This window comes from Streptomyces sp. NRRL F-6492, assembly GCF_001280125.1.
Classification (GTDB): Bacteria; Actinomycetota; Actinomycetes; order Streptomycetales; family Streptomycetaceae; genus Streptomyces.
Map to the genome: position 1 here is coordinate 1 of NZ_LGEG01000103.1, position 21,757 is coordinate 21,757.

General features: G+C 74.7%; 22 protein-coding genes and 1 pseudogene. 13 read left to right on the top strand and 10 right to left on the bottom strand.

Annotated elements, in window-relative coordinates:
* On the bottom strand, positions 1 to 1,347 hold a 1,347-nt coding region (locus ADL08_RS09975; RefSeq protein ID WP_199836981.1), incomplete at its 3' end, for an AfsR/SARP family transcriptional regulator.
* 307 nt (positions 1,348 to 1,654) lie between these two features.
* On the opposite strand from ADL08_RS09975, the gene ADL08_RS09980 reads away from it, so the two are divergent.
* Positions 1,655 to 2,449 (top strand): site-2 protease family protein, encoded by a 795-nt coding sequence (locus ADL08_RS09980; RefSeq protein ID WP_053641717.1) that lies wholly within the window; start codon positions 1,655 to 1,657, stop codon positions 2,447 to 2,449.
* 12 nt (positions 2,450 to 2,461) lie between these two features.
* Here ADL08_RS09980 and ADL08_RS09985 read toward each other — a convergent pair whose 3' ends face one another.
* Together ADL08_RS09985 and npdG are read right to left on the bottom strand one after the other, a co-directional pair.
* Entirely contained in the window at positions 2,462 to 2,704 is a 243-nt protein-coding gene (locus ADL08_RS09985) for a hypothetical protein (RefSeq protein ID WP_199836982.1), read from the bottom strand.
* Positions 2,705 to 2,751: 47 nt separating this feature from the next.
* The gene (gene npdG, locus ADL08_RS09990) at positions 2,752 to 3,474 is read right to left on the bottom strand and encodes an NADPH-dependent F420 reductase (protein ID WP_053641719.1); all 723 of its coding nucleotides are present in this window, start codon (positions 3,472 to 3,474) and stop codon (positions 2,752 to 2,754) included.
* Positions 3,475 to 3,579: 105 nt separating this feature from the next.
* Between npdG and ADL08_RS09995 the strand changes: the two genes are divergently transcribed.
* Both ADL08_RS09995 and ADL08_RS10000 read left to right on the top strand, forming a co-directional pair.
* Positions 3,580 to 4,182 carry a hypothetical protein gene (locus tag ADL08_RS09995; RefSeq protein ID WP_053641720.1) on the top strand — a complete coding sequence of 201 codons (603 nt, stop codon included), beginning with the start codon at positions 3,580 to 3,582 and terminating at the stop codon, positions 4,180 to 4,182.
* Between the two features lie 80 nt (positions 4,183 to 4,262).
* On the top strand, positions 4,263 to 5,576 hold the full coding sequence (locus tag ADL08_RS10000; RefSeq protein ID WP_053641721.1) for an MFS transporter: 1,314 nt from the start codon (positions 4,263 to 4,265) through the stop codon (positions 5,574 to 5,576).
* Positions 5,577 to 5,660: 84 nt separating this feature from the next.
* Here the strand turns inward: ADL08_RS10000 and ADL08_RS10005 are convergent, their stop codons facing one another.
* On the bottom strand, positions 5,661 to 5,894 hold the full coding sequence (locus ADL08_RS10005; protein ID WP_053641722.1) for a hypothetical protein: 234 nt from the start codon (positions 5,892 to 5,894) through the stop codon (positions 5,661 to 5,663).
* A 59-nt stretch (positions 5,895 to 5,953) separates the two neighbouring features.
* Here ADL08_RS10005 and map point away from each other — a divergent pair, with 59 nt between their 5' ends.
* Positions 5,954 to 6,811 (top strand): type I methionyl aminopeptidase, encoded by an 858-nt coding sequence (gene map / locus ADL08_RS10010; protein WP_053641723.1) that lies wholly within the window; start codon positions 5,954 to 5,956, stop codon positions 6,809 to 6,811.
* Positions 6,812 to 6,937: 126 nt separating this feature from the next.
* Positions 6,938 to 7,588 (top strand): heme oxygenase (biliverdin-producing), encoded by a 651-nt coding sequence (locus tag ADL08_RS10015; RefSeq protein WP_053641724.1) that lies wholly within the window; start codon positions 6,938 to 6,940, stop codon positions 7,586 to 7,588.
* Between the two features lie 30 nt (positions 7,589 to 7,618).
* Here the strand turns inward: ADL08_RS10015 and ADL08_RS10020 are convergent, their stop codons facing one another.
* Entirely contained in the window at positions 7,619 to 8,287 is a 669-nt protein-coding gene (locus ADL08_RS10020; RefSeq protein ID WP_053641725.1) for a PhzF family phenazine biosynthesis protein, read from the bottom strand.
* 140 nt (positions 8,288 to 8,427) lie between these two features.
* Between ADL08_RS10020 and ADL08_RS38040 the strand changes: the two are divergent.
* The 5 genes and pseudogenes from ADL08_RS38040 to ADL08_RS10045 all read left to right on the top strand — a co-directional run.
* Positions 8,428 to 8,610, top strand: a pseudogene (locus ADL08_RS38040) (hemin importer ATP-binding subunit); the annotation flags it as partial.
* Between the two features lie 156 nt (positions 8,611 to 8,766).
* Positions 8,767 to 9,924: an iron uptake system protein EfeO gene (gene efeO, locus ADL08_RS10030; protein WP_053641727.1), complete on the top strand. Its 1,158-nt coding sequence runs from the start codon at positions 8,767 to 8,769 to the stop codon at positions 9,922 to 9,924.
* A gap of 17 nt (positions 9,925 to 9,941) precedes the next feature.
* The gene (efeB, locus tag ADL08_RS10035; RefSeq protein WP_053641728.1) at positions 9,942 to 11,177 is read left to right on the top strand and encodes an iron uptake transporter deferrochelatase/peroxidase subunit; all 1,236 of its coding nucleotides are present in this window, start codon (positions 9,942 to 9,944) and stop codon (positions 11,175 to 11,177) included.
* Positions 11,178 to 11,195: 18 nt separating this feature from the next.
* A complete protein-coding gene (gene efeU, locus ADL08_RS10040; protein ID WP_053641729.1) occupies positions 11,196 to 12,077 on the top strand; it encodes an iron uptake transporter permease EfeU in 882 nt (293 codons plus the stop codon).
* A complete protein-coding gene (locus ADL08_RS10045) occupies positions 12,034 to 13,071 on the top strand; it encodes a hypothetical protein (RefSeq protein ID WP_053641730.1) in 1,038 nt (345 codons plus the stop codon). Before efeU ends, ADL08_RS10045 begins: the two co-directional genes overlap by 44 nt.
* A 182-nt stretch (positions 13,072 to 13,253) precedes the next feature.
* Here the strand turns inward: ADL08_RS10045 and ADL08_RS10050 are convergent, their stop codons facing one another.
* Together ADL08_RS10050 and ADL08_RS10055 are read right to left on the bottom strand one after the other, a co-directional pair.
* On the bottom strand, positions 13,254 to 14,033 hold the full coding sequence (locus ADL08_RS10050) for a bifunctional DNA primase/polymerase (protein ID WP_053641731.1): 780 nt from the start codon (positions 14,031 to 14,033) through the stop codon (positions 13,254 to 13,256).
* A gap of 116 nt (positions 14,034 to 14,149) precedes the next feature.
* Positions 14,150 to 14,797 (bottom strand): TetR/AcrR family transcriptional regulator, encoded by a 648-nt coding sequence (locus ADL08_RS10055; protein WP_053641732.1) that lies wholly within the window; start codon positions 14,795 to 14,797, stop codon positions 14,150 to 14,152.
* 155 nt (positions 14,798 to 14,952) lie between these two features.
* On the opposite strand from ADL08_RS10055, the gene ddaH reads away from it, so the two are divergent.
* Complete coding sequence (ddaH, locus tag ADL08_RS10060) at positions 14,953 to 15,783, top strand: dimethylargininase (protein ID WP_420709585.1); 831 nt, start codon at positions 14,953 to 14,955, stop codon at positions 15,781 to 15,783.
* Positions 15,784 to 15,838: 55 nt separating this feature from the next.
* Here ddaH and ADL08_RS10065 read toward each other — a convergent pair whose 3' ends face one another.
* On the bottom strand, positions 15,839 to 16,552 hold the full coding sequence (locus ADL08_RS10065) for a TetR/AcrR family transcriptional regulator (protein WP_053641733.1): 714 nt from the start codon (positions 16,550 to 16,552) through the stop codon (positions 15,839 to 15,841).
* Between the two features lie 293 nt (positions 16,553 to 16,845).
* On the opposite strand from ADL08_RS10065, the gene ADL08_RS10070 reads away from it, so the two are divergent.
* Entirely contained in the window at positions 16,846 to 18,297 is a 1,452-nt protein-coding gene (locus tag ADL08_RS10070) for an MFS transporter (RefSeq protein ID WP_078968093.1), read from the top strand.
* On the opposite strand, the gene ADL08_RS10075 is transcribed toward ADL08_RS10070, so the two are convergent.
* Complete coding sequence (locus ADL08_RS10075) at positions 18,294 to 19,280, bottom strand: small ribosomal subunit Rsm22 family protein (protein ID WP_053641735.1); 987 nt, start codon at positions 19,278 to 19,280, stop codon at positions 18,294 to 18,296. The genes ADL08_RS10070 and ADL08_RS10075 overlap by 4 nt on opposite strands.
* Positions 19,281 to 19,289: 9 nt before the next feature.
* Entirely contained in the window at positions 19,290 to 20,684 is a 1,395-nt protein-coding gene (locus ADL08_RS10080; protein WP_053641736.1) for a multidrug effflux MFS transporter, read from the bottom strand.
* A gap of 83 nt (positions 20,685 to 20,767) precedes the next feature.
* On the opposite strand from ADL08_RS10080, the gene ADL08_RS10085 reads away from it, so the two are divergent.
* Positions 20,768 to 21,754 carry a Gfo/Idh/MocA family protein gene (locus ADL08_RS10085; protein ID WP_053641737.1) on the top strand — a complete coding sequence of 329 codons (987 nt, stop codon included), beginning with the start codon at positions 20,768 to 20,770 and terminating at the stop codon, positions 21,752 to 21,754.
* Positions 21,755 to 21,757: the final 3 nt, after the last annotated feature.

Sequence of the window (21,757 nt, forward strand, 5' to 3'; positions counted from 1 at the left end):
CCGCTCCCCCAGCAACCGCAACGCCACCCCCACCGGCAACGGACCCAACGGCCGCACCACCTCCCCCGGCACCCCCAACGGCTCCCGACTCGTCGCGAGGACCCGCAGGTCCGGGCAGCGGGCGAGGAGGGTCTCGGCCAGCTCGGCGGCGGCCCCGACGACGTGCTCGCAGTTGTCGAGGACCAGCAGCATCCGGCGTCCGCCGCAGTGCTCCACGAGCCGGGAGAGGGGGTCGTTCCCGGCCCGCAGCTCTTCGGCGCCCGCGCCGCGCAGGACGGTCTCGCGGGCGCCGACGGCCGCGAGGACGGCCTCGGGCACGGCCTCCGGGGCGGTGACGGGGGCGAGTTCGGCGACCCAGACGCCGTCGGGCCAGGCCCCGGCGCCGCGCTCGGCGGCCTCCTGCGAGAGGCGGGTCTTCCCGGCGCCGCCGGGGCCGAGCAGGGTGACGAGCCGGGCCGTCCGCAGGTCCTCGCGGAGGGCGGCGATCTCCTCGTCGCGGCCGACGAAGCTGGTGAGCCGCGCGCGCAGGTTTCCCGGGACGGGAGCGGGGGCGGCGGCGGGGGCGGGTTCCGGCGCCGCCGGGGTCGCCGGGGTCGCCGGGGTCGCCGGGGTCGCCGGGGCCGTCTCCCCGGCGAGCAGTTCCGCGTGGAGGGCGCGCAGGGCCGGGGACGGGTCGGTGCCGAGGCGTTCGGCGAGGGCGCGGCGGACCGACTCGTAGGCGGCGAGCGCCTCGGCCGCCCGGCCCGTGTCGCGGAGGGCGCGGATCCGCAGGGCCTGGAGGGGTTCGTCCAGCGGGTGGGCCGCGCAGAGGGCGGTCAGTTCGGGGAGGGCGGCGGGCGCGTCGCCAAGGGTGAGGGCGGCGTCGAGCCGGGCGCGGCGGGCGTCGAGGCGGCGGGCCTCCCAGCGGGCGGCCTCGGCGGCCCGGTCCGGCAGGTCGGCGAGGGCGGGGCCGCGCCAGAGCCCGAGGGCCTCGTCGAGCAGGGCGGCCGCCCCTCCGGCGTCCCCGGCGGCGAGCGCGGCGGCCCCCTCGGCGGCGAGCCGTTCGAAGCGGCGCAGGTCGACGTCCTCGGGCCGGGCGTCGAGCCGGTAGCCGCCCTCGCCGGAGACCACCCGCTCCCGGCCGAGGGCCTTGCGCAGCCGCCCGACCAGGGCCTGGAGCGCGGCGACCGCGTCGGCGGGCGGCTCGTCGCCGTACCAGACCTCGTCCACCAGCTCCCGTACGGGCACGGGGCGGCCCGCCCGCAGGGCGAGGACGGTGAGCAGCGCGCGGACCCGGGGGCCGCCGACGGCCACGTCGGTGCCGTCGGGCGCGTGAACGAGGGTGGGGCCGAGGACGGAGTAGCGCACGGGCCCATTCTCCGTGAGCGCGCGACTCCCGCTCCCGGCGGGGAGCCGTCCGGCGGGGAGCGGGGCCGGAGCCGGGTCCCGGGCCCGGTCGGCCTCCGGGCCGGAGCGGGTCGGCCGCCCGGTCCCGAAGCGTTCCCGGAAGCGGTTCCTGAGCGTTCCCGGAAGCGGTCCCCGGAGCGTTCCCGGAAGCGGTCCCCGAAGCGTTCCCGGAAGCGGTCCCCGGAGTGGTCCAGGAACCGGGCCGGGGCCCGGTACGTTTCCCGCACACCAGCCTTCTGCTCACCCCGTCCCCCTGGGAGCCCCCGCGATGACCACGGCCACCACCCGGAGCCACGAACGGCGGATCAGCCCCGTCTTCCTGGCGATCCTCGCCGTCATGGCCGTCACCGGCTGGGCGGTGTGGACGGACTTCGCCGCCCTGCCCGGTCTCGCGGTCTTCCTCTTCGTGACCTCGGCGTGGGTGGTGTCGCTCTGCCTGCACGAGTACGCGCACGCCCGGACCGCCCTGCACGGCGGGGACGTCACGGTGGGCGCGAAGGGCTATCTGACCCTGAACCCGCTGAAGTACACGCACGCGGTGCTGAGCATCGTGCTCCCGGTGCTCTTCGTGATCATGGGCGGGATCGGTCTGCCGGGCGGCGCGGTCTTCATCGAGCAGGGGCGGATCAAGGGCCGCTGGAAGCACAGCCTGGTCTCGGCGGCGGGCCCGCTGGCGAACGTGCTCTTCGCGCTCGTGTGCACGGCCCCGTTCTGGCTGGGCGCGCTGGACGGCGTGCCGCCGGCCTTCCGGTACGCGCTCGCGTTCCTGGCGTTCCTCCAGGTGACGGCGGCGCTCCTGAACATGCTGCCGGTGCCGGGGCTCGACGGGTACGGGGTGGTGGAGCCCTGGCTGTCGTACCGGGTGAAGCGGCAGATCGAGCCGTACGCGCCGTACGGCTTCTTCGTCGTGATCGCGCTGCTGTTCGTCCCGGCGGTCAACGGCGCCTTCTTCGACGCGGTCGACGCGCTGATGCGGACGCTCGGGGTGCCGGAGCCGAGCCGGTACTGCGGCTCGCAGCTGTTCCGGTTCTGGCAGGGGACCCCGGAGTTCTGCGAGGTCTAGGGGGTGTCCGGCTCAGGCCTGCCGGGCGGCTTCCCGCTCGACCCTGGCGCGGCGGAGGTAGTACCAGGCCATGTTGGAGGAGAGGCCGGCCAGGAGGACCCAGACGATGCCGAGGAAGCTGCCCTGGACGAAGGAGACGACGGCCGCGGCGACGGCCAGGGCGCAGACCACGAGGGCGTAGAGGGCGAGGCGGGGCATGGGGGTCGGCTCCTGTCCGGGTGCGGCGTGCTGCGGTGCCCGTCCAGTGTCCCCCATGCCCGGAAGCGCCCGTTCTCCGGCTCTCCTCCCCGGCTCGGGCGCCCTCAGATGTCGGTGACCCGGAGGCCCGCGTGGGCCTTGTAGCGGCGGTTGACCGAGATCAGGTTGGCGACGAGCGACTCGACCTGGTGGGCGTTGCGCAGCCGGCCGGCGAAGACGCCGCGCATGCCGGCGATGCGGCCCGCGAGGGCCTGGACGGTCTCCACGTCGGCGCGCTCCTCGCCGAGGACCATCACGTCGGTGTCGATCTCGTCCAGGGAGGTGTCCTGGAGGAGGACGGCGGAGAGGTGGTGGAAGGCGGCGGTGACCCGGGAGTCGGGGAGGAGCGCGGCGGCCTGCTCGGCGGCGGAGCCCTCCTCGGGCTTGAGGGCGTAGGCACCCCGCTTGTCGAAGCCGAGCGGGTTGACGCAGTCCACGACGAGCTTGCCGGCCAGCTCCTCGCGCAGCGACTCCAGCGTCTCGGCGTGGCCGTCCCAGGGCACGGCGACGATCACGACGTCGCTGCGGCGGGCGGTCTCGGCGTTGTCGGCGCCCTCGACGCCGTGGCCGAGTTCCGCGGCCGCCTCCCGGGCACGGTCGGCGGCGCGGGAGCCGATGATCACCTTCTGCCCGGCCCGGGCGAACCGGTGGGCGAGGCCGCGGCCCTGCTCGCCGGTGCCGCCGAGGACGCCGACGACGAGCCCGGAGACGTCGGGGAGGTCCCACGGGTCCTTGGGGGCCTTGGCGGCACGGGCGGCGGGGTCCTGGGGTGCGCTGGAGGAAGTCATGGCCCCGACATTACCGACCGGTCGGACCGCCGGGGCGATCCCCGTACGGGTGGTCCTTCCGCGTTCGGCCGCGCGCGGGCCCGGCGTCGTCCATGATGCGTCCGCATGGATGCCGTACGGGTCGCGTTGCTGCGGGAAGTGCTCGCCGGGACGGAGTGGCCGGGGGAGGTCCGCCGGTTCGCGGGAGTGCTCCGGTGCTCGGCGGTCTCGCACGGGGGCGGGCTGCTCCTGGTCGGCACGGAGGAGTACGAGCCCTGGCACCTGGCGGCGCACCTGGTCGACGAGTCCGTCTGGTCGGGGCTCCCGGAGCTGGCTCCGACGCTGGTGCGGCACCGGGTGCGGCCGGGCGCCCCGGCGCACCTGGCGGTGGGGCTCGGCCGGCTGGAGGCGGCGGGGCGGGGGTCGACGCTCCTGATGGTGGCGCCGGAGCGGCCGGAGGAGGGGGTGCTCCAGCGGGTGCACGACGCCCGGCGGGCGGGGGCGACGGTGCTGGCGCTCGGCGGGGACGGCCCGGAGGTGCGGGGGCTCGCGCACGAGACGCTCGCGGTGGCGGCGGGCTCGGAGGTGGACCTGGACACGGTGCAGCACCTGGTGAGCGCGGCGGCCGGGGAGAACAGCCTGCCGTCGCCGCGCGGGAGCCGCCGCTTCCGGGACCGGCTCTCGGACCTCGCGGACCGGCTGACGGCCCCGCCGCCGAAGCGCTGGTAGCGGCCCGCCGCCGGGCCGCCGGCGGGACCCACCGATAATCGGGTTGCCCTCAGCACCTTTCGGACGGAGCATGTCCCCCCGTGTCCCCCGCGCTCTCCAAGCTCTCCGCCCTCCTGCCCGATCCGGCGCCCTGGCGCGCCTCGCGCGACTTCCGGCTCCTGTGGGTGCAGGGGCTCGTGACGTTCTTCAGCAGCGCGATGGCGATGATCGCCCTGCCGCTCCAGATCAAGGAGCTGACGAACTCGCCGCTCGCGGTCGGGGCGATGGGCGCGGTCGAGCTGGTGCCGCTCGTGGTGTTCGGCCTGTACGGCGGGGCGCTCGCGGACGCGGTCGACCGGCGGCGGGTGATCCTGTGGACCGAGGCGGGCCTCGGCACGCTCGCCGTGGTCCTGCTGGTCAACGCGGTGCTGCCGGAGCCGATGCTCTGGCCGCTGTACGTGGTGGCGGCCGGCGTCTCGGCGCTCGCGGGGCTCCAGCGGCCCGCGCTCGACTCGCTGTTCGCCCGGATCGTGCCGCACGAGCACCAGACGGCGGCGGCCGCGCTGAACTCGCTGCGCTGGCAGATGGGCGCCATCGCGGGTCCCTCGATCGCGGGCCTGGTCGTGGCGTTCGCCGGGCACGCGCCCGCGTACGCGGTGACGGCCTGCGGCTTCGCGGTCTCGGTCCTGATGTGCCGGCGCCTCTCCCCCGCGCCGCCCGCGCACGACGCGGAGAAGCCGTCGCTGCGGGGCATCGCGGAGGGGGCGCGGTACGCCTGGTCGCGGCCGGTGCTGCTGGGCACGTACGCGGTCGACCTGGCGGCGATGTTCTTCGCCTTCCCGAACGCGGTCTTCCCGTTCCTCGCGGACGAGCTGGACGCGGACTGGTCGCTCGGTCTGATGTACGCGGCGGGTTCGGTCGGCTCGCTGGTCCTGGGTCTGACCAGCGGCTGGACCTCGAAGGTGCGGCGGCACGGGCTGCTCGTGGCCGGGGGCGCGGCGGCCTGGGGCCTGGCGATCGCGGCGGCCGGCTGGTTCGGGAACGTCTGGCTGGTGCTGCTCTGCCTGGCCTTCGCGGGCGCCGGGGACATGCTGAGCGGCCTGGGCCGCTCGACCATCTGGAACCAGACGATCCCGGAGGAGCTGCGCGGCCGGCTCGCCGGCATCGAGGTGCTCTCCTACAGCGTCGGCCCGCAGCTGGGCCAGGTGCGGGCGGGCGTGATGGCGGGCTGGACCGGCACCCGGACGGCGGTCTGGACGGGCGGCGTGGCCTGTGTGGCCTCGGTGGGCCTGCTCTGCCTGACGCTGCCGAAGCTCCTGACGTACGACTCCGGGACCGACGAGGACTCGCTGCGGCGCAGGGCGCAGCAGGAGGCGGCCGGGAAGGCCCGCGCGGAGGCGGCCGACACCGCCTGAGCGGACCGGGGCCGGGGGCTCCGGGGCCCGGCGTGCGCGGGAGGGCCCGGGGCCGCCGGAGCGGCCCCGGGAGCCCCGTACCGCCTATTCGGGGGTCTCGTCCCTCTTCCCCCCGGCGTCGTGCCAGCGCGGGTCGGTCTCCCACTCCTGGTTCCGCTCGCGGGCGGTCTCCATGGCGTGCGAGGCCTCCTCACGGGTGGTGTACGGGCCGAAACGGTTCTTCGAGGGGCATTCGGGGCCCTCCTCGACCTTCTTGTGCTCCAGGCAGTAGTACCACTCGCCCGGTTTGCCCGCCGTGCGCTTCTTGAACAGGGCCATCGTCGGCTCCTTCCTCCGAGGATCATGGTGCCCCAGACCCGGTCGTTACACTCGCTGGCATGTCTGGCCAGTCGCTTCTCGTACCGGGGGAGCTCTCCCCCCACCGCTCCGTTCCGGGTTCCATCCGCCGCCCCGAGTACGTCGGGAAGCCCGCACCGACCCCGTACACCGGGCCCGAGGTGCAGGATTCCGACACGATCGAACGGATGCGGATCGCCGGCCGCATCGCCGCGCGGGCGATGGAGGAGGCCGCCAAGCACATCGCCCCCGGCGTCACCACCGACGAGCTCGACCGGGTCGCGCACGAGTTCATGTGCGACCACGGCGCCTACCCCTCCACCCTCGGCTACCGCGGCTTCCCGAAGTCGCTGTGCGCCTCGGTCAACGAGGTCATCTGCCACGGCATCCCGGACTCCACGGTGCTGCGGGACGGCGACATCGTGAACCTGGACGTGACGGCGTACATCAACGGCGTCCACGGCGACAACAACGCCACCTACCTCTGCGGCGACGTCGACGAGGAGTCCCGGCTGCTCGTGGAGCGGACCCGGGAGTCCCTGAACCGGGCGATCAAGGCCGTGCGGCCGGGCCGCCGGATCAACATCGTCGGCCGGGTCATCGAGTCGTACGCCAAGCGCTTCGGCTACGGGGTCGTGCGCGACTTCACCGGGCACGGCATCAACTCGTCCTTCCACTCCGGCCTGATCGTGCCGCACTACGACTCCCCGCACCACACCACCGAGATCAAGGCCGGCATGACCTTCACCATCGAGCCGATGCTGACGCTCGGCACCCACGACTACGACATGTGGGACGACGGCTGGACCGTGGTGACCAAGGACCGCAAGCGGACGGCCCAGTTCGAGCACACCCTCGTCGTGACGGAGAACGGGGCGGAGATCCTGACGCTGCCCTGACGTTGCCCCGCCCCGGGAAGTGGGTAGCTTTTTTACCGACAGGACGTCGGGAACCAGTTGACTTAGGTAAGCCTAAGTTGGCAGGATCGTCACTGGTTCCCGTCCCATCGGTCCCGGAGGCACGCCTTGGACACGCCCTTCTCGACGCTCATCCGCACGGCATCGCACGAGCAGCACACCGAAGCGGAGACGTCGTCCTTCATGGGTGACCTCCTCGGCGGGCGCCTCGGCGTCGACGCCTACGCGCGCTACACCGAGCAGCTCTGGTTCGTCTACCGGGCCCTGGAGGAGGGTGCGGAGGCGCTGCGGGAGGACCCGGTCGCCGGGCCGTTCGTACAGCGCGAGCTGTTCCGCACGGCCGCCCTGGAGCAGGACCTCGCCCATCTGCGGGGCCCGGACTGGCGCGACGGCGTCTCGCCGCTGCCGGCCACCACGGCGTACGCCGAGCGGGTCGCCGAGTGCGCCCGCGACTGGCCCGCCGGCTACGTGGCGCACCACTACACGCGCTACCTGGGCGACCTGTCGGGCGGCCAGATCATCCGCGACAAGGCGGAGCGCACCTGGGGCTTCTCGCGCAAGGGCGACGGCGTCCGCTTCTACGTCTTCGAGGAGATCTCCAACCCGGCCGCGTTCAAGCGGGCGTACCGGGAGCTGCTCGACGGGGTGAACGCCGACGACCTGGAGAAGCAGCGGATCGTCGACGAGTGCAAGCGCGCCTTCGCCTTCAACAGCGCGGTCTTCCACCAGCTCGGGAGCGAGTTCCCGCTGAGCGCGTGACGTCCTTCCGGACGGTGCCGGTACGGGGGGTCAGCGCGTGAGCGTGCCCTCCAGGCGGACGCGTCCGCCGAGTTCCACGATCCCGTCGGGGCCGGGGGCGGTCAGCAGTTGCGACCCCCGGCCCTGCCTGATGTTCAGGGCCCGCCCCAGCTCCGCCGTGAGCAGCAGCGCCGCCGCGCCGGTCGCCTCGTCCTCGTCGACGCCGTCGCCGCGCCCCGGGAAGGCCCGCGCCCTGATCCGCCCGGCGGCCTCCTCCTCCCAGGCCCAGGCGTAGATCCACTCCCCCGGCTCGGGCACGTCCAGGGCCTCCACCTCGGCGGCGGAGGCGTACCGGCGCAGGGTGCGGGGCGGGGCCCATTCGGCGCGCGCCTCGATCCAGGTGAACTCCCCGTCGCCGCGCACCCACACCTCGCCGGCCGGCGGGTGGACGACCTCCAGGTCGAGCAGCCAGGCCGCGCCGACGAGCGGGTGCCCGGCGAACGGCAGGCGCAGGCCGGGCGTGTAGATGTCGACGAGCCCGCGCTCCGGGTCGTCCACGAACACCGTCTCGCTGAAGCCGAGCTCCTTGGCGAGCGCCTGGCGCGAGGACTCGTCGGGGTGGGTGCGGGCGTCCCGTACGACCGCGAGGGGGTTGCCGTGCCGGCCGTCGCCCGCACAGAAGACCCGCAGGACGTCGATGTCAGTGGCGGTCGTGTTCATGGCGGAATTCAACCACCCGTCCGCAAGGGGGCAGGGCCGCAACCGGGTTCCGGGTGCGGCCCCGCCCGATGGGGGGCGGTCGCGGAGGCGACGGCGGCCACCGAGGTCGAGGAGTTCGCCGGCCGCCCGTTCTCCTCGGGGTGCTGCACGACGGCCGGATCGCGGTGGAGGGCCCTCCTTCGGAGGTGCTCGGCGAGGAGCTCCTGAGCCGGGTGTACCGGCAGCCGGTGGAGGTGTTCCCGCACCCCCGGACCGGGGTCCCCCTCGTCGTACCGGTACGGCACCGGGATCCGGCCGGTCCGCCTTCCTTGACCCGCTCTTGACCGGCCCGTGAACCGTCCCTGGAGCCGCCGTGACCGGGCCGTGACCGGTGCGCCGGAGATGAGAGACGGATCACTGGACGGGCCGTTCTGACCGAGGTAAGCCTGGGCTAAGTTGGCTCCGCCTCCGTCCCGTCCCCCGTCGTTCCTGGAGTCCCCATGCGAGCCGTCCGCCTCTCCGTCGTCACCGCCGCAGCGACCGCGGCGGCCCTGACCGCCGTCACGGGATGCGCCGAGAAGGGCGGGGACGACGCGAAGGACGGCGTGGTCACCGTCGTCGCCAAGGACGACTCCTGCACGGTGTCGAAGACGGAGTTCCCGGCCGGGCACGTGAAGCTGGCCGTGGAGAACCGGGGTTCGAAGGTGACCGAGGTCTACGTCCTGTACCCGGACGACCGGATCGTCACCGAGCGCGAGAACATCGGCCCCGGCACCCGGGCCACGCTGACCGCCGAGATCAAGGCCGGCGACTACGCGATCGCCTGCAAGCCCGGCATGACCGGCCCCGGCATCCGCCAGGCCGTCAAGGTCACCGGCGAAGGCGCCACCGGCACCAAGCGTTCGCCCGAGATGGACGCCGCCGTCGCCGCCTACCGCCAGTACGTCCAGGCGCAGGCCGACCAGACCCTGCCCAGGGCGAAGGTCTTCACCGACGCCGTGCGCGCCGGGGACCTCGAAGGCGCCAGGAAGGCGTACGCCCTCTCCCGCATCGGCTGGGAGCGCACCGAGCCGGTCGCGGAGTCCTTCGGCGACATCGACCCCAAGGTGGACGTCCGCGAGGACGGCCTGGAGGAGGGCCAGGACCCGGCGAAGGACTGGACCGGCTGGCACCGCCTGGAGAAGGCGCTGTGGCAGGACGAGAAGCTCACCGCCCGCGACAAGCAGCTCGCCGACCTCCTGGACAAGGACCTCGCGGACTGGGTGAAGCGGGTCGGCAAGGCCGAGATCACCCCCACCTCCATGGCCAACGGCGCCAAGGAGCTCCTGGACGAGGTCGCCACCGGCAAGGTCACCGGCGAGGAGGAGCGCTACTCCCACACCGACCTGGTCGACTTCAAGGCCAACGTCGAGGGCGCGCAGAAGTCCTTCGACCTGCTGAAGCCGGTCGCCTCGAAGAACGACCCCCGGCTGGTCGCCGACCTCGACGAGCGGTTCGCCGCCCTGAACGCGCTGCTCGACGAGTACCGCCAGGACAAGAACGGTTACGACTTCACCCCCTACGACAAGGTCGGCAAGGAGCAGCGCAAGGAGCTGTCGGACGGCGTCAACGCGCTGGCCGAGCCGCTCTCCAAGCTCGCCGCCGCCGTCGTCAAGTGACCCGGGAGCCCAGCGACATGAGCGAACCCGCCGCGCCCTCCCGGCGCGCGGTCATCGGCTGGGGCGGCGCCGGGCTCGCGCTCGGTGCCGTCGCGGCCGGCGGCGCCGCCGCCCTGACCCGGGGCGGGGACGGCGCGGTCCCGGCGGGCGGGGCCGTGCCCTTCCACGGCCCGCACCAGGCCGGCATCGCCACCGCCGTGCAGGACCGGCTGCACTTCGCCGCCTTCGACGTGACCACGAAGGACCGCGCCGAACTGGTGCGGCTGCTGAAGGACTGGACGCGGGCCGCCGAGCGGCTGACGGCCGGCGCCGAGGTCGGCGAGGGGGCGTACGGCGGGCTGCCCGAGGCCCCGCCGGACGACACCGGCGAGGCCCTCGGCCTCCAGCCCTCCCGGCTCACCCTCACCCTCGGCTTCGGGCCCTCGCTCTTCGACCGGCGCTTCGGCCTGGCGGACCGGCGGCCCGGGGCCCTGATCGACCTGCCCCGCTTCCCCGGCGACGACCTGGACCCGGCCCGCAGCGGCGGCGACCTGTGCGTCCAGGCCTGCGCGGACGACCCGCAGGTCGCCGTGCACGCGATCCGCAACCTGGCCAGGATCGGCTTCGGCAAGGTCGCCGTGCGCTGGTCCCAGCTCGGCTTCGGCAAGACGTCCTCGACGACCCCGGACGCGCAGACCCCCCGCAACCTCTTCGGCTTCAAGGACGGCACCCGCAACGTCGCGGGCACCGACACCGCCCGCCTCGACGCCCACGTGTGGGTCTCCGGGAAGGACGCGGAGGGCCCGGCGGCCTGGCTGGACGGCGGCTCCTACCTGGTCGCCCGGCGCATCCGCATGAACGTCGAGACCTGGGACCGCACCTCCCTCGCCGAGCAGGAGGACGTCTTCGGCCGCGACAAGCGCGAGGGCGCGCCCGCCGGGCGGGCGAAGGAGCACGACGAGCCGTTCCTGAAGGCGATGAAGCCGGACTCCCACGTCCGGCTCGCCCACCCGGACACCAACCGGGGCGCGACGATGCTGCGCCGGGGATACTCGTTCACCGACGGCACGGACGGCCTCGGGCGCTTGGAGGCGGGGCTGTTCTTCCTCGCCTACCAGCGGGACGTCCGCACCGGATTCGTCCCGGTGCAGACCTCGCTGGCCCGCGCCGACGCGCTCAACGAGTACGTCCGGCACGTGGGTTCGGCGCTGTTCGCGATCCCGCCGGGCGTCCGCGACACCGGTGACTGGTGGGGCCGTGCCCTGTTCACCTGACACCAGGAGGGGAAAGCCGTGTTCGGCAACTATCTGATCGGCCTGCGCGAGGGACTGGAAGCCAGTCTGATCGTCTGCATCCTCGTCGCGTACCTGGTGAAGACCGGGCGCCGGGACGCGCTGCGGCCGGTCTGGGCCGGCGTCGGCGTGGCCGTCGGCGTGTCCCTCGCCTTCGGCGCCGCCCTGGAGTTCGGCTCCCGGGAGCTGACCTTCGAGGCGCAGGAGCTGCTCGGCGGCTCGCTGTCGGTCGTCGCGGTGGTCCTGGTGACCTGGATGGTCTTCTGGATGCGGCGGACGGCCCGGCACCTGAGGGCCGAGCTGCACGGGAAGCTGGACGCGGCGCTCGGCATGGGCACGGGCGCGCTGGTCGTCACCGCCTTCCTCGCGGTGGGCCGCGAGGGCCTGGAGACGGCGCTGTTCGTGTGGGCGTCCGTACGGGCCTCGTCGGACGGCACGGCCGCCCCGCTCGCCGGAGTCCTCCTCGGCCTGCTCACGGCGGTCCTCCTGGGGTGGCTGTTCTACAAGGGCGCGGTGCGGATCGACCTGGCGAGGTTCTTCACCTGGACCGGCGGGATGCTGGTCGTGGTGGCGGCGGGCGTCCTCGCGTACGGCGTGCACGACCTCCAGGAGGCGCGCTTCCTCGACGGCCTCGCGGACAAGGCCTTCGACGTCTCGGCGGCGGTCCCGCCGGACAGCTGGTACGGCACCCTCCTCAAGGGCGTCTTCAACTTCCAGCCGGACCCGACGGTCCTTCAGGTCACGGTGTGGGCGCTGTATCTGGTCCCGGCGCTCGCGCTGTTCCTGGCCCCGATAGGGTCGGGTCCGTCCGCGCGGGTGAAGAAGCAGAAGGCGACCGATGAGCAGGCTGAGGGTGGGGCGAGCGCCGGGACGAGCGCGTGAGCGGTGGCCGGCGCGGCCGGTGAGGCTGCTCGCGGCGACGGCGGCCGTGACCGCCCTGGCGCTGACGGCGAGCGGCTGCGTGACGGTGCACGGCGAGCTGGCGATCGTGCCGCCGGCGACGGAGGCCGAGGCGGCGAAGGTCCTGGCGGACTTCACGAGCGCCTTCAACCGCGCCGACAAGGCCTACGACCCGGCCCTCGACGCGGACCGGGTCACCGGGCCGCTCGGGGAGATCAACCAGGCGGGGCTGCGCGCCCGCGCGGTCACCAGCCCCGGCGGCAACGCGAAGCACCGGCCGCTGGAGCTGACGGACGCGCGCTTCCTGCTGCCCCGCAAGGCGGGCTGGCCGCGCTGGTTCGTCGCGGACACCGACTCCAACCGGGACGTCGACCGGGGCCGGGACGACCAGCGCTGGCTCCTGGTCTTCGTGCGCGACGGCCCCCGGGCACGGTGGGAGGCCGCCTACCTGAGCATCCTCGACGCGGACGAACTGCCCGCGTTCGCCGAGGAGGAGGGGCACCCGGTGCCGGTCGACGCGGACGACGACGCGCTGGCGGTCGCGCCCGGCAGGCTCGGCGCGGAGTACGTCGCGTACCTGAAGGACGGGAAGCCGGGACCGTTCGCGGCCGGGCCGCACACCAGCGAGTGGCGGGCGCGGCGGGAGAAGGCCGCCGCGCGGCCGGGGCTCGCCACCCAGTACGTGGACCGGGTCGCCGACCGGGGGGACTTCGCGCCGCTGGGGCTGCGGACCCGGGACGGGGGCGCGCTCGTCTTCTTCGCGATCCGGTACTTCGAGCGGCAGACGGCGGCGCCGGGCTACCGGCCCAAGGTCCCCCAGGACGTGAAGGCGCTGATGACCGGCGAGGTCAGGAACACGGTCACCCGGGAGTGGGTGTCCAGCCAGTCCGTCCTGGTCAAGCCGGCGGGCACGGCCCGGGACGGGGTCGCGATCGCGGGCCGGCTCCAGGGCGTGGTGGGCGCGGTGGGCTCGTAACGCCCCGGACGTCTTGATCTCCGGACCGCCGCCCCGCCTCGGCCGGTCGACCGGTCGTCGGGTCGGCGGCTCAGCCGGTCGTCGGGTCAGCGGGTCGGTGGCTCAGCGGGTCAGCCGGTCGCCAGGGCAGCGGGTCAGCGGGTCAGCGGGTCAGCCAGTCGTCGGGTCAGCGGGTCGGTGGCTCAGCGGGTCAGCGGCCAGGCGATCTCGTGGGACGCGTGCTCGCCGTCGCCGTCCGCCCCGCGCTCGGCCGCGTGGCGGGCGCAGGCGTCCTGGAGGGTCTCCAGGAGGTTCAGCGGGTCGGGCAGCGGATGCTCGGGACCGCGGATCCAGGAGACGACCGGGTGGGCGGCCTCGTCGCCGGGGAGCCGGGCCGGGGGGACGAGGACGTAGCTGCCGCGGCAGTGCCAGCGGAGCCCCGGGTGCTCGTCCATGGTCTCGGGGTGGCAGTCCAGCTCACAGGGCCACCACTCGTCCTCGTCCTCGGGGGTGCCGCGGGTGGCGGTGAAGAAGAGCATCCGTCCGCCGTCGGGGCCCTCGGCCGGGGACTCGGCGAGCGGGCCGACCTCGACGCCCTCGGCGAGGAGGCGCTCCAGGGCGGCGCGGCCGGCGGCCAGCGGCACGTCGAGGACGTCGTGGACCATGCCGGTGGCGGTGACGAAGTTCGCCCCGGGCTCGTTGCGGGCCCAGCGCTCGATCTGGCCGCGGTCGGTGGTCGACTGGGTCTGCCAGGCGAAGGAGACGGGGTGCCGGGCGGGGGTGGGACAGCCGATCCGCTCGCAGGAACAGCTGTAGCCGACGGGGTACGCGGCGGGGGCCAGGGGCATCCCGGCGGCGGCGACGGCCAGGAGCAGCTTCTCGCGGTCGTTCCCGTCCTCGGCCGCATCGCGCTCGGGACGCCTGCGCAGCCACCGTGCGAGTCTGCTCTCCGTGCCGCGGTAGCGGCCGATGCCGTCGCCCATCTATCCCCTCACAACCTCGCGCTCGCCCGTTCGGCTCCGCCCATGGTCCCACCATCCTGCGCCCCGGGTGACCGGAGTGCGGAACCGGGGTCGCCGCCGGGCCCTCCGCCCGGCCCTCAGGACCTCGGGGCGAGGCCGCGCAGGACGTGGTCGACCAGGGCGTCCGCGTAGGCGTGGGTGAGCGGCAGGGTGCGGTGGATCCACCGGTGGTGGAGGGGTCCGACCAGGAGTTCGACGGCGAGGCGGGGATCGGTGCCGGGGTCGACGTCACCGGCCTCCCGGGCCGCCTCGATGCGGCGGACGTAGTACTGGAGCTGGGGTTCGAGCAGCGTCTCGGTGAAGCGGGCACCGAGGTCGGGGTCGACGATCCCCTCGGCGGCGAGGGCGCGGGTGGGGGCCTCGAAGACGGGGTCGTTCATCTCGTCGACGGTGGCGCGCAGGACGCGCTTCAGGTCGGCGGCGAGGTCGCCGGTGTCGGGGATCTCACTTCCGCCGTCGCCGTCGCCGTCCATGGCCTCGTGGGCCCGGACCTGGAGGTCGAGGAAGGCGTCGAGGAGGACGGCCGCCTTGGAGGGCCACCAGCGGTAGATGGTCTGCTTGCCGACGCCGGCGCGGGCGGCGATGCCCTCGATGGTGGTCCTGGCGTAGCCGCTCTCGGAGACGAGGGCGAGGGCGGCGTCGAAGATGGCGCGGCGGGAGCGCTCGCTGCGGCGGGAGGCGTCGGGGACGGCCTTGGGCACGGGTTCGGGCGTGAGGTCGGGCATGGGACCAGCCTAGCAGCAGACGAGACGTTACGTCTCGTCATGGCGGATGGTCATCGAACCACCCGAACGGTCCACTGCGCGGAGGGCTCCCAGGGCGGACCATGGGGTCCACCGCACCGCGGTTCTTCCGCCCGCCCGCCCGTGAGGAGCCCTTCTTGCGCACCACTCCGCGCTCGCCCTCGCCCCGCCGTTACCTGATGTGCCCACCCGCGCACTTCACGGTGACGTACTCCATCAACCCCTGGATGGACCCCACGAAACCGGTCGACCCGCCGCTCGCCCTCACCCAGTGGGAGGACCTGCGGGACCGCTACCGGGCGCTCGGCCACACCGTGGAGGTCCTGGAGCCGGACCCGGCGCTCCCGGACATGGTCTTCGCGGCGAACGGCGCGACCGTCGTCGGGGGCCGGGTCCTCGGCGCGAGGTTCGCGTATCCGGAGCGCGCGGGCGAGGCCGACGCGCACCTCGCCTGGTTCCGCCGCCACGGCTGGGCGGAGGAGGACCTGCGGATCCCGGAGCACGTGAACGAGGGCGAGGGGGACTTCGCCGTCACCGCCTCCTGGATCCTCGCCGGGCGCGGCTTCCGCGCCAGTCCGCTCTCGCACGGCGAGGCGCAGGAGTTCTTCGGGCGCCCGGTGATCGGCCTGCACCTGGTGGACCCGCGCTACTACCACCTGGACACGGCGCTGTGCGTCCTGGACGACGCGGGCGACGAGATCATGTACTACCCGGCCGCCTTCTCCCCCGGCAGCCGGGCGGTGCTGGCCCGGCTCTTCCCGGACGCCCTGATCGCGACGGAGGAGGACGCGGCGGCCTTCGGGCTCAACGCCGTGAGCGACGGGCGGAACGTCCTGCTGCCACAGGCGGCGGTGGGCCTCTTCGAACCGCTCCGCGACCGGGGCTTCGAGCCGGTCGGCATGGACCTGAGCGAACTCCTCAAGGGCGGCGGCAGCGTGAAGTGCTGCACGCAGGAGCTGCGGCCGTAGGGTCCGCGCGAAGCGCGCCGTCGCCCCGCGGGGGCGACGGCGCGCCGGACACCCCCTAGGGCCCGCCCGGCACGAAGGCGCCCGCCGCCGCGGCGACCAGGGTCGCCGTGACGGCCCGTTCCGCGTCGGCGGGGGTCAGCTCCTCGTGGGTGACGGCGAACCGGTAGTAGAGCGGGGCCGAGACCGCGCGGAGCAGTTCGAGCGGGTCGGTGCCGGCCGGCAGCTCGCCCCGGGCCGCGGCCCGCGCCGCCACCGGGGCCCATTCGGCCAGGCGGGTGCGGTAGAAGCCGCGCAGGGCCCGCGCGCACTCCTCGTCGCAGGCGGCCGCGGCGATGACGGCCCGGAAGACGGCGCCCATCCGGGGGTCGGTGAGGGTCGCCAGGACGAGCGCGGCGTTGGCCCGCAGGTCGCCCGCGAGGCCGCCGGTGTCGGCGGCGGGCAGGGACTGCTCGGCCATGTCGTCCAGGAGGTCGGCGACCAGGCCGACCGGGGAGCCCCAGCGGCGGTAGACGGTGGTCTTGCCGACGCCCGCGCCCACGGCGATCTGGTCCATGTTCAGCGCGTGGAAGCCGGAGGCCGCCAGGGCCTCCTGGGTGGCGTCGAGGACGGCGCGGCGGACCTTGGCGGTACGGCCGCCGGGACGGCGCGCACCGGGCGCGGCCGACGGCCCTCCGCCCGGAGCGGCCGGGCCGCCCCTCGGGGCCGTCGCCCCCTCGCCCGGCGCCCCCTCGCCGGACACCCCGTCGCCCGGCGCCCCCTCGCCCGGCACGACCGGCCCGTCCCCCGGAGCCGACGCCTCCTCCCCCGGGCCGGCCGAGCGCTTCCCCGGACCGGCCGGGTGCTTTTCCGGGCCGCCCGGGCGCCCTCCCGATGCCGACGAGCCCTTCCCCTGCCCCGAAGGGCCCTCCTCCGGAGCCGCCGACCCCTCTCCCGGAGCCGCGGAGCCCCCTCCCGGGGCTGACGACCCTCCACCCAAACGGGAACGCTGTTCCATTAACACTCCTCACCCTGCTACCGTCTGCGTCATCTTAACGGAACTCACGTCCCTTTAAGGGGTCCGCCATGCCTTCCCCCGACGCTCCGGCCCTTCCGACCGCCCCGACAGCCCCGACAGCCCCGACAGCCCCGACAGCGCACGGGACCGCCCCCGGCCCCCACATGGACGGGCGCATGCGGCTCGTGCTGCTCGTCCTCCTCGTCGCCCAGTTCATGCTGGCCGTCGACTTCTCGATCCTGAACGTCGCCCTGCCCGTCATCGGCGAGGGACTCGGCTTCTCGCTCGGCGGCCTCCAGTGGATCGCCACCGGCTTCGCCCTCGCCGCCGCCGGCTTCACCCTCCTCTTCGGGCGCGTCGCCGACCTCCTCGGCCGCCGCCGGGTCTTCCTCGGCGGCATGGCCGTCCTCGGCGCCGCCTCCCTCGCCGGAGGCCTCGCCACCTCCCCCGAGCTGCTCATGGCCGCCCGCGTCGCGCAGGGCCTCGCCACCGCCGCCGTCACCCCCGCCGGGCTCTCGCTGCTGACCTCCGCCTTCCCCGAGGGACCGCTGCAGGACAAGGCCCTCGGCCTCAACGGCGCCCTGATGTCCGCCGGGTTCACCACCGGGGCCGTCCTCGGCGGCGTCCTGACCGACCTGCTCTCCTGGCGCTGGGCGTTCTTCGTCAACGTGCCGGTCGCCCTCGCCGTCCTGCTCGTGGCCCCCGCCGTCGTCGAGGAGAGCCGCCCGGCCGAGCGGCCCCGCCTCGACGTGCCGGGCGCGATCACCGTCACCGGCGGTCTCCTCGCCCTCGTCTACGGGCTCACCGCCGCCGGCGAGCACGGCTGGACCGACCCCGGCGTCCTCGTCGCCCTGGCCGCGGCCGTCGCCCTGCTCACCGCCTTCCCGTTCGTCGAGCGGCGCTCCGCCGCGCCCCTCGTCCCGATCCGGGTCCTGAAGCGGCGCACGGTCGTCCTGGGCAACCTCGCCGGGCTCGTCGCCTTCGCCACCGAGACCTCGCTGGTCTTCCTGATGACCCTGCACCTCCAGGACGTCCTGGGCTTCTCGCCGCTCGCCGCCAGCCTTTCCTTCGGCGTCCTGGGCGCCGGCACGGTCCTCGGCGGACTGCTCGCCCCCCGCTTCATCGGCCGGTTCTCCCCCCGTACCGCCCTGATCGCGGGCGGGGTCCTCCAGGCCGTCGCGACCCTCTCCCTCGTCGGGCTCGGCGACGGGCGGAGCACGTACGGGCTGCTGCTCGCCGCCACCTTCGCGGGCGGCGTCGGCAACATGCTCGCCATCGTCGGCTTCATGGTGACCGCCACCTCCGGTCTGCCCGACGCCGAGCAGGGCACGGCCACCGGCATCGCCACCATGACCCAGCAGGTCGGCATCACCCTGGGCACCCCGGTCATGAGCGCCGTGGTCGTCACCGCCGCGACGCTGCCCGACGGCATCGGCCGCGCGGTCCTCGTCAACGCGGCCGTCGTCCTCGTCGCCGTCCTCGCCCCGGTGCTCCTGGCCCGGGCGGGGTCCCGCCCCTAGGGGGTGTCCCCCTCCGGCGGCCACGGGTCGCCCCACTCCGCGTCGCGGGCCTGCTTGTAGAGGGGCCCGTGGCGCTTGGTGACGGTGTCGCGGGAGAGGCCCCCGGGGTCGCAGAGCTCCAGCTGGACCAGGCCCTTGCGGATCTGCGGCCTGCGGACGATCCGGCCGGCCGCCGGGTCCACCGGGAACCGGGTGGCGGCCACGTACGCGTACTTCTCGTCCTCGTACGCCAGCGAACCGCCCTTCACCTGCCGGTGCAGCGAGGAGCGGCTGACCCGGGCCGAGAAGTGGCACCAGTCCGTGCCGGGCACGATCGGGCAGGCCCCGCTGTGCGGACAGGGCGCGGCGACGGCGAAGCCGGCGTCGACGAGCAGGGTGCGGGCCGCGATGATCCGCTCGTAGCCGTCCGGGGTGCCCGGCTCGACCACGACGACGGCCCGCGCGGCGCGGGCCGCCTCGGTGACGAGCGAGGCGCGGTCGGCCTCGGTCAGCTCCTTGAGGACGTACGAGACGGTGACCAGGTCCGTGTCGGCGAGGCGCAGCGCGCCGCCGATCCGCTCGCGCCGCCACTCCGCGTCGAGGACGCCGCCGGCCAGCTCGCGGCCGAGCGCGAGGGCGGGCTCGGCCCAGTCGAGGACGGTGGTGCGGGGCGGGGCGTCGCCCCAGGCCTCCGCGACGGCCCAGCTCGCCGCGCCCGTGCCGCCGCCGACGTCGGTGTGGGTGCGCGGCTCCCAGTCGGGCGCGGCGTCCCGCAGGGCGTCCAGGGCGCCCCGTACCGCCTCGAAGGTCGCCGGCATCCGGTACGCGGCGTACGCGGCGACGTCGGAGCGGTCGCGGAGCACGGGGGCGTCCGTCGGGGTGGTGCCCCGGTAGTTGGCGATCAGCCGCTCGACGGCCCGGGCGGCCCGGTGGGGCGGCAGGCCGTCGAGGAGCCCGGCGAGGGCGGCGCGCAGGGAGTCGGCGGAGGGGGCGGAGGCGTTCACCGAGACATTCTAGGCGGCCGGGTCCCGCGTCTTTCCCGCTCCGGCGGCCTGCCACGGGCGGCACAGGCCCAGGAAGCAGGCCAGGGCGAGGGCGGCGCAGGTGAGCTGGACGACGGCCATCGGGACGGCCGTGTGCTCGCCCGCGATGCCGACGAGCGGGGAGGCGACGGCGCCGACGAGGAAGGAGGTGGTGCCGAGGAGGGCGGAGGCGGACCCGGCGGCGTGCGGGGTGCGCATCAGGGCCTGGGCGTTGGTGTTCGGCATCGCGAGGCCCATCGCGGACATCAGGACGAAGAGCCCGGCGGCGACGGGCACGAGCCCGGCCTTCCCGAAGACCCCGCTGGTCATGAGGAGCAGCGCGAGCGCGGCGAGGAGGATGACCGCGAGGCCCCAGCCGAGCACCTTGTCGAGGCTGACGCGGCCGACGAGGAGCTTGCCGTTGATCTGGCCGACGACGACGAGGCCGATGGAGTTGAGGCCGAAGAGCAGGCTGAAGGTCTGCGGCGAGGCGCCGTAGATCTCCTGCACGACGAACGGCGACGCCGATATGTAGGCGAAGAGGACGGCGAAGGCGAGGCCGCCGGTCAGCGTGTAGCCGGCGAAGACCCGGTCCGCGAGGAGTCCCCGCATGGTGCGCAGGGCCTGGCCGACCCCGCCCTCGTGGCGGCGCTCCGGCGGCAGCGTCTCGGCGAGGAAGCGGTGGACGACGAGGGTGAGCAGGACGCCGACGCCGGTGAGGACGTGGAAGACGCCCCGCCAGTCGGTGATCCGCAGGATCTGCCCGCCGATGAGGGGGGCGACGATCGGGGCGGCGCCGGAGATCAGCATCAGGGTGGAGAAGAAGCGGGCCATCTCGACGCCGTCGTAGAGGTCGCGGACGACGGCGCGGGCGATGACGATGCCGGCGGCGCCCGCGAGGCCCTGGAGCAGCCGGAAGCCGATGAGGGTCTCGGCGGTGGGCGCGAGGGCGCAGACGGCGGTGGCGAGGACGTACACGACCATGCCGGCGAGCAGCGGGCGGCGGCGTCCCCACTTGTCGCTCATGGGGCCGACGACGAGCTGGCCGAGGGCCATGCCGGCGAGGCAGGCGGTGAGGGTGAGCTGGACGGTGGCGGCGGGCGCGCGCAGCGCGCCGGTGACCTCCGGCAGGGCCGGGAGGTACATGTCCATGGAGAGCGGGGGGAGGGCCGTGAGGCCGCCCAGGACGAGGGTGACGAGCAGACCGGTCCGCCGGGCGGCGGTGACGCCGGGGGCGGCGGGCGCGGGGGCGGCGGGCGCGGGGGCGGCGGGGTCGGCGGCCGCGGCGGGGACGCCGGCGGCGGCGAGGGCGCCGGGCGCGTCGGGAGCGACGGGCGCCGTCTCGTCCGTGTTCCCCTGTGTTGTTCTCTGACCGCTCTCCGGCATCGACCGCTCCATCTCGTTGAAACCTTGCCTATGCTCTCAGCTCGACCGGCGTGGTCGAGACCTCTGTGAGACGGGTGGGGAACATGAGCGGGACGGTGCGCTGGGGGATCCTGGCGACGGGCGGCATCGCGGAGCGGTTCACCACCGACCTGCTGACGCTGGACGGTGCCGAGGTGGTGGCGGTGGCGTCCCGCAGCGAGGCGCCCGCGCGGGCCTTCGCGGAGCGGTTCGGGATACCGAGGGCGTACGGGGAGTGGGCCGGGCTCTTCGCCGACGCGGACGTCGACGTGGTGTACGTGGCGACCCCGCACCACGCGCACCGGGCGGCGGCCGGCCTCGCCCTGGAGGCGGGCAAGGCGGTGCTCTGCGAGAAGGCCCTCACGCTCAACGCCCGGGAGGCGGCCGAGCTGGTCGCCCTCGCCCGGGACCGCGGCCTCTTCCTGATGGAGGCCATGTGGATGTACTGCAACCCGCTGATCCGGCGGATCGCGGAGCTGGTGCGCGACGGGGCGGTCGGCGAGGTCCGCACGGTCCAGGCGGACTTCGGGCTCGCGGGCCCCTTCGGGGCGGACCACCGGCTGCGGGACCCGAAGACGGGCGGCGGGGCGCTGCTCGACCTGGGGGTGTACCCGGTGTCGTTCGCGCAGCTGCTGCTCGGCGAGCCGGACACGGTGCAGGCGCACGCGCTGCTCTCGCCGGAGGGCGTCGACCTGAACACGGGGATGCTCCTGGGCTGGTCCGGCACGGGGGCGTCGGCCCTGCTGTCCTGCTCGATCGCCGCGGACACCCCGCTGACGGCCTCGGTGACGGGCTCCCTCGGCCGGATCGACGTGCCGCGCGGCTTCTTCTTCCCCGAGCGGTTCACCCTGCACCGTGAGGGCGCCGAGCCGGAGGAGTTCGTCGCGGAGGCCGATCCGCACTCCTTCCGGCACGAGGCCGCCGAGGTGACGCGCTGTCTGCGGGCGGGCGAGAAGGAGTCCCCGCTGGTGCCGCTGGACGGCTCGCTCGCGGTGATGCGGACGCTCGACGCGGTGCGGGACCGCATCGGCGTCCGCTACCCCGGGGAGTGAGGG

Excerpts from the sequence above, each read along its gene's own strand:
- ADL08_RS09985 (WP_199836982.1), bottom strand. The coding sequence starts at position 2,704 with ATGGGGGACACTGGACGGGCACCGCAGCACGCCGCACCCGGACAGGAG.
- ADL08_RS09980 (WP_053641717.1), top strand. The coding sequence starts at position 1,655 with ATGACCACGGCCACCACCCGGAGCCACGAACGGCGGATCAGCCCCGTC.
- ADL08_RS09995 (WP_053641720.1), top strand. The coding sequence starts at position 3,580 with ATGGATGCCGTACGGGTCGCGTTGCTGCGGGAAGTGCTCGCCGGGACG.
- ADL08_RS10045 (WP_053641730.1), top strand. The coding sequence starts at position 12,034 with ATGAGCAGGCTGAGGGTGGGGCGAGCGCCGGGACGAGCGCGTGAGCGG.
- ADL08_RS10005 (WP_053641722.1), bottom strand. The coding sequence starts at position 5,894 with ATGGCCCTGTTCAAGAAGCGCACGGCGGGCAAACCGGGCGAGTGGTAC.
- ADL08_RS10020 (WP_053641725.1), bottom strand. The coding sequence starts at position 8,287 with ATGAACACGACCGCCACTGACATCGACGTCCTGCGGGTCTTCTGTGCG.
- ADL08_RS10080 (WP_053641736.1), bottom strand. The coding sequence starts at position 20,684 with ATGCCGGAGAGCGGTCAGAGAACAACACAGGGGAACACGGACGAGACG.
- npdG (WP_053641719.1), bottom strand. The coding sequence starts at position 3,474 with ATGACTTCCTCCAGCGCACCCCAGGACCCCGCCGCCCGTGCCGCCAAG.
- ADL08_RS10070 (WP_078968093.1), top strand. The coding sequence starts at position 16,846 with ATGCCTTCCCCCGACGCTCCGGCCCTTCCGACCGCCCCGACAGCCCCG.
- map (WP_053641723.1), top strand. The coding sequence starts at position 5,954 with ATGTCTGGCCAGTCGCTTCTCGTACCGGGGGAGCTCTCCCCCCACCGC.
- ADL08_RS10055 (WP_053641732.1), bottom strand. The coding sequence starts at position 14,797 with ATGCCCGACCTCACGCCCGAACCCGTGCCCAAGGCCGTCCCCGACGCC.
- ADL08_RS10085 (WP_053641737.1), top strand. The coding sequence starts at position 20,768 with ATGAGCGGGACGGTGCGCTGGGGGATCCTGGCGACGGGCGGCATCGCG.
- efeB (WP_053641728.1), top strand. The coding sequence starts at position 9,942 with ATGAGCGAACCCGCCGCGCCCTCCCGGCGCGCGGTCATCGGCTGGGGC.
- ADL08_RS10050 (WP_053641731.1), bottom strand. The coding sequence starts at position 14,033 with ATGGGCGACGGCATCGGCCGCTACCGCGGCACGGAGAGCAGACTCGCA.
- efeO (WP_053641727.1), top strand. The coding sequence starts at position 8,767 with ATGCGAGCCGTCCGCCTCTCCGTCGTCACCGCCGCAGCGACCGCGGCG.